A 4,058-nucleotide genomic window follows, 5' to 3' on the forward strand; every position below is an offset into this window, starting at 1 on the left:
CGTGATGAAGCAGGAAGTAAACACTAAGGTTATCGCTGTCCAGATGTGTCTAGACTTTGGTAATTTTGGGTAAGTTTTATAGAACGGTAATCTAATTTCCAAAAAATTCAGTGATTAAAAAACATTGGCTATTATTGAGTTTATTTTTCATATTCCTATTAACCTTTCAGCAAGCATTAGCCAAGAATAATTTACAGTTAAGAGTTAACCGCTACTTAGAAGTAAGTAGCATTTTTGGTAATGTTACTTATGGCAATCAACAAACTTCCCAACCTGCCAATATTGGCACAAAGTTGCAAAAGGTTGGTGATAGCATTAGTACAGGAAAGAATTCTCGGACAATATTAGCATTAGATACAGAAATTGCTTTTGTGGAAGTGGCAGAAAATACAAAACTGCAAATTCAAAAACTGCACAGCACTAGTAATAATGGAAAAGTCACAGAGTTGCTGGTAACTGGTGGACAGGTGCGTTTAAAAGTACGTCCTTTGAACAATCGAGAATCTAGACTAGAAATTAAAACTCCAGCAGGGATTACAGGAGTCAGAGGTACAGAATTTGGTGTTAGTGTCCAACCTAGTGGGAAAACAGGGGTAGCAACTTTAAAAGGCCAGGTGGTAACATCTGCTCAAGGTAAAACTGTATCTGTAAATAAAGGTTTTCAAAGCTTTGTAATTCCAGGAAAACCACCTTCACCTCCAGTGCGTTTACAAGATGATACTAGTTTGCAAATAAAAATCCTGGCAGATATGGGCAATCAACAGGCAAAAATTGCAGGTAAATTAGATCCTGTGAATTTAGTTATTTTAGCGAATGAGCCATTAATAACCAATCAGAATGGAGAGTTTGAGGTGATAACAGCCCTTCCTAATAATCGAAAAATTGCAGTTAGTATCACAACACCTTTAGGAAAAAAGCAAAAGTATGAATTAGCTGTTCCTTAATAACAGGAAGAACTGCAAATGTATGATATATTCACAGAAATCCAGCGGTTATTTGGGAAATTGTTTCCTGGTTTTATAGCCATGTTGATAGTTATTTGTTTCCTGTTACTGGGAATTTTCCAACCTTTAGAATGGATGACATATAACACCCTATTCCGACTACGGGGAAATATTGACTGGAATCAGCAGATAGTAGTAGTGACAATAGATGACAAAAGTTTGGCAGTGTTTAAACAATTTCCCTGGATACGGAGAAGATATATAGAGCTATTAAATGTACTCGATACAGCCCAGCCAAATGTAGTTGTCTTCGATATTATTTTTTCTGAGTCTAGCCCCGATAATACGGCTCTGGCAAAGGCTATGAAACAACATGGTAAAGTGGTATTGGCAAGGGCTTGGGATACTCAAGGAAAACCTTGGGTTCCTGTCCCTGAACTAGAACAGGCCGCAATAACTACAGGACATATATTCGGTACTAAAGATGGAGATGGTATAATCCGTAATGTACAGCCACTAAAAAATGGTATTTCTTTATTAGGAATTGCGGCTATCCGGGCTTATGGAACTTTTATGGAAATACCCCCTTTGCCTAATTTAGAGCAGCCATTATGGATTAACTGGCCTAGTCAGGTTCAGCAAATGCCTCACTACTCCTTTGTTGATGTAGTGCAGGGAAAAATTTCAGCCGATATATTTAGAAATAAAATTGTCTTGGTAGGAGTTACTGCTCCTGGTATTGATGTTTTAGTCACGCCCTTTAATTATGATCCACCCACGGGTGGAGTTTACTTACAAGCAACTTTTATTAATAATGTACTTCAAAAGAATTTTCTCGATCGTTTTCCTTCTGGGGCATGGATAATATTATTAATATTGGCAGGTCCAGTCTGGGGTTTAGTAATTGTTCGTTGGCATTCTAGGGAAAGATTAGGATTCTGTATAGGGCTATGTGTACTCTGGGAAATTTTCAGTTTGCTCATGCTAAAAATCAATTATTGGCTACCTGTGGCTGCACCAATAACTTTATTAGGAATGACAACTGGAATTGTAATTTGGCAAGATGATCTGAACCTTAAAGCCGAAAATCAAACTCTCTACCGTCTGGCTAATTACGACAGCCTCACACAAATTCCTAATCGTCGCCGATTTGATGAACATTTGCAGCAAGAGTGGGGACGCATGGCCAGGGACAAATCTGCACTCTCCCTGATTTTGTGTGATGTAGATTTTTTTAAACGATATAACGATACTTACGGACATCAAGCGGGAGATAGTTGTTTACAAAAAGTGGCTTTTGCCATGAGTCAAGCTATTAAAAGACCTAGTGATTTAGTAGCGCGATATGGAGGAGAAGAATTTGTAGTAATTTTACCAAATACAAATGCAGAAGGTGCAATAGTTGTAGCTGAAAAAATCCGTGATCAAGTGAAAATATTGGCAATTTTGCATTCAGCTTCTGAGGTAAGTCAATATGTTACGGTCAGTTTAGGAATTGCTACTTTAATTCCTAGTGCTGATATTCCGGCTGCATTCTTCATTAAAACAGCAGACGAAGCACTTTATCGTGCCAAAAAAGAAGGACGCGATCGCTTTTGTATGATTACTGCTAAAGATTTGGGTATAAATTAATAGTAATTTTGATATTGTTGATGAATTATCAATCAATTACATGGATTAGCAGATGGTAGAGAAATATTTGATATTTATTGAATAATGACAAATTCAGATTTTATTAGTATAAATATGGCATTAATATTAACTGTTATTTAATTTCCTCCTAATTACTTCTTAGTCTTACTGAGATAATCTAATTATTGATAGAAAAATTTACGACAAATAAGTAGTAATACGGTTGTTTTTTAGCGATTGCTAAACCTTCAATGTTGTGCTATGATATCTAGTATATCAGACATATTAGGATTTGGCAATGCCTCGGATTAAATTTAAACCACAAAATAAAGTAGCCTATGATAAATCACCCTTGCAATTTAAGGTTTTACCTGGAGTCAGGGAAAAAATTAAAGCCGTCCCTGACTGGCAGCAACGGTTGAGGGATTTTGTTGATCAACTTATTGAAGACTTGGACAAACAGTAATATATGGATAGTTATGGGTAGAAATTATCAAGCTGTTTCTACCCCCCAGACGACCATCCTAACTGCAAATCTCGTTTTTGTAGTTTGTTTTTTCCTGTCTACAAAAACATAATATCAATTTCTGCTGAATATAGCGATCGCCCCAACTACAGACAAAGCTCGTTTTTGTAGTTGATCCAAAAGCGATCGCACAAGTCTCTACTAGATTTTCTCAAAACTACATTTTAGGGAATTTTATTTATGCCAGTTAATCCTGTTACAACTGTGGATCTGTCTACCTATGTTCGCGTGGGTCGGTACGACCTGCCCGAACCTACCCGCACTACTGCACCCACGAATAGCCTCTTAGGTCAGGCTACAAGCACAGATTACGCGCCAACCCTGACAGGGGTGGCAACCATCGCTTCCGGACAATTCTTTGTGGACATCACCATTACCCCCATTGATGACACCCTTGCGGAAGGAACTGAAACTGTAACTTTGACACTAGGAGATACGGGCCGCTACGATACTGGCACACCGAAAACAGCCACTGTTACTATTACTGACAACGACTCGACCGTTGATTTTAGTACAGGCAGCTATAGCGTCACTGAAGGCAATACGGCGGGTTTCTCTAACAGCGCAACGGTCAGAATTACCCGTCAAGGCGATCTTAGCAATACCAGTACGGTACAACTGCTATTAAGTGATGGTACAGCCAAAGGTAGTGCCGCCGCTCCTACTGTAGATACAACTAAAGGACTGAGCAGTTCTGCCACTCCTTATATCATCCCCACAACACCAGGATCGGGTGTTAGTGTGAAATCCATTCTCACTGTTGGGGATTCAGTTAACAATAAACCTGATGGCACTCCCTATAAAATGGTGGGTATTCCCGATGGTTTGGGAGCATTTGACAACGGTGATGGTACATTCACCTTATTGTTGACACTCTCAGGGAAGACAGCCACTGAGATTCTACTGACAGAATTAGATTAAAGGTTTAGCCTAATCTAATCTCGCTGCGACCGTCA

At 38.8% G+C, this 4,058-nt stretch carries 4 protein-coding genes; all 4 read left to right on the forward strand.

Annotated elements, in window-relative coordinates; all coding sequences use genetic code 11:
* Positions 1-110: 110 nt before the first annotated feature.
* Positions 111-944, forward strand: coding sequence for a FecR family protein (locus AN490_RS14210; RefSeq protein WP_300004437.1), 834 nt, complete (start codon positions 111-113; stop codon positions 942-944).
* Positions 945-962: 18 nt separating this feature from the next.
* Complete coding sequence (locus tag AN490_RS14215; RefSeq protein WP_300004440.1) at positions 963-2,576, forward strand: diguanylate cyclase; 1,614 nt, start codon at positions 963-965, stop codon at positions 2,574-2,576.
* A gap of 298 nt (positions 2,577-2,874) precedes the next feature.
* Positions 2,875-3,042 carry a hypothetical protein gene (locus AN490_RS14220; RefSeq protein WP_300004442.1) on the forward strand — a complete coding sequence of 56 codons (168 nt, stop codon included), beginning with the start codon at positions 2,875-2,877 and terminating at the stop codon, positions 3,040-3,042.
* Between the two features lie 240 nt (positions 3,043-3,282).
* Positions 3,283-4,023 carry a Calx-beta domain-containing protein gene (locus tag AN490_RS14225; protein ID WP_300004444.1) on the forward strand — a complete coding sequence of 247 codons (741 nt, stop codon included), beginning with the start codon at positions 3,283-3,285 and terminating at the stop codon, positions 4,021-4,023.
* The last annotated feature ends 35 nt before the right edge of the window (positions 4,024-4,058 follow it).

This window comes from Anabaena sp. AL09 (assembly GCF_001672255.1).
Taxonomy (GTDB): Bacteria; Cyanobacteriota; Cyanobacteriia; order Cyanobacteriales; family Nostocaceae; genus Dolichospermum; species Dolichospermum lemmermannii.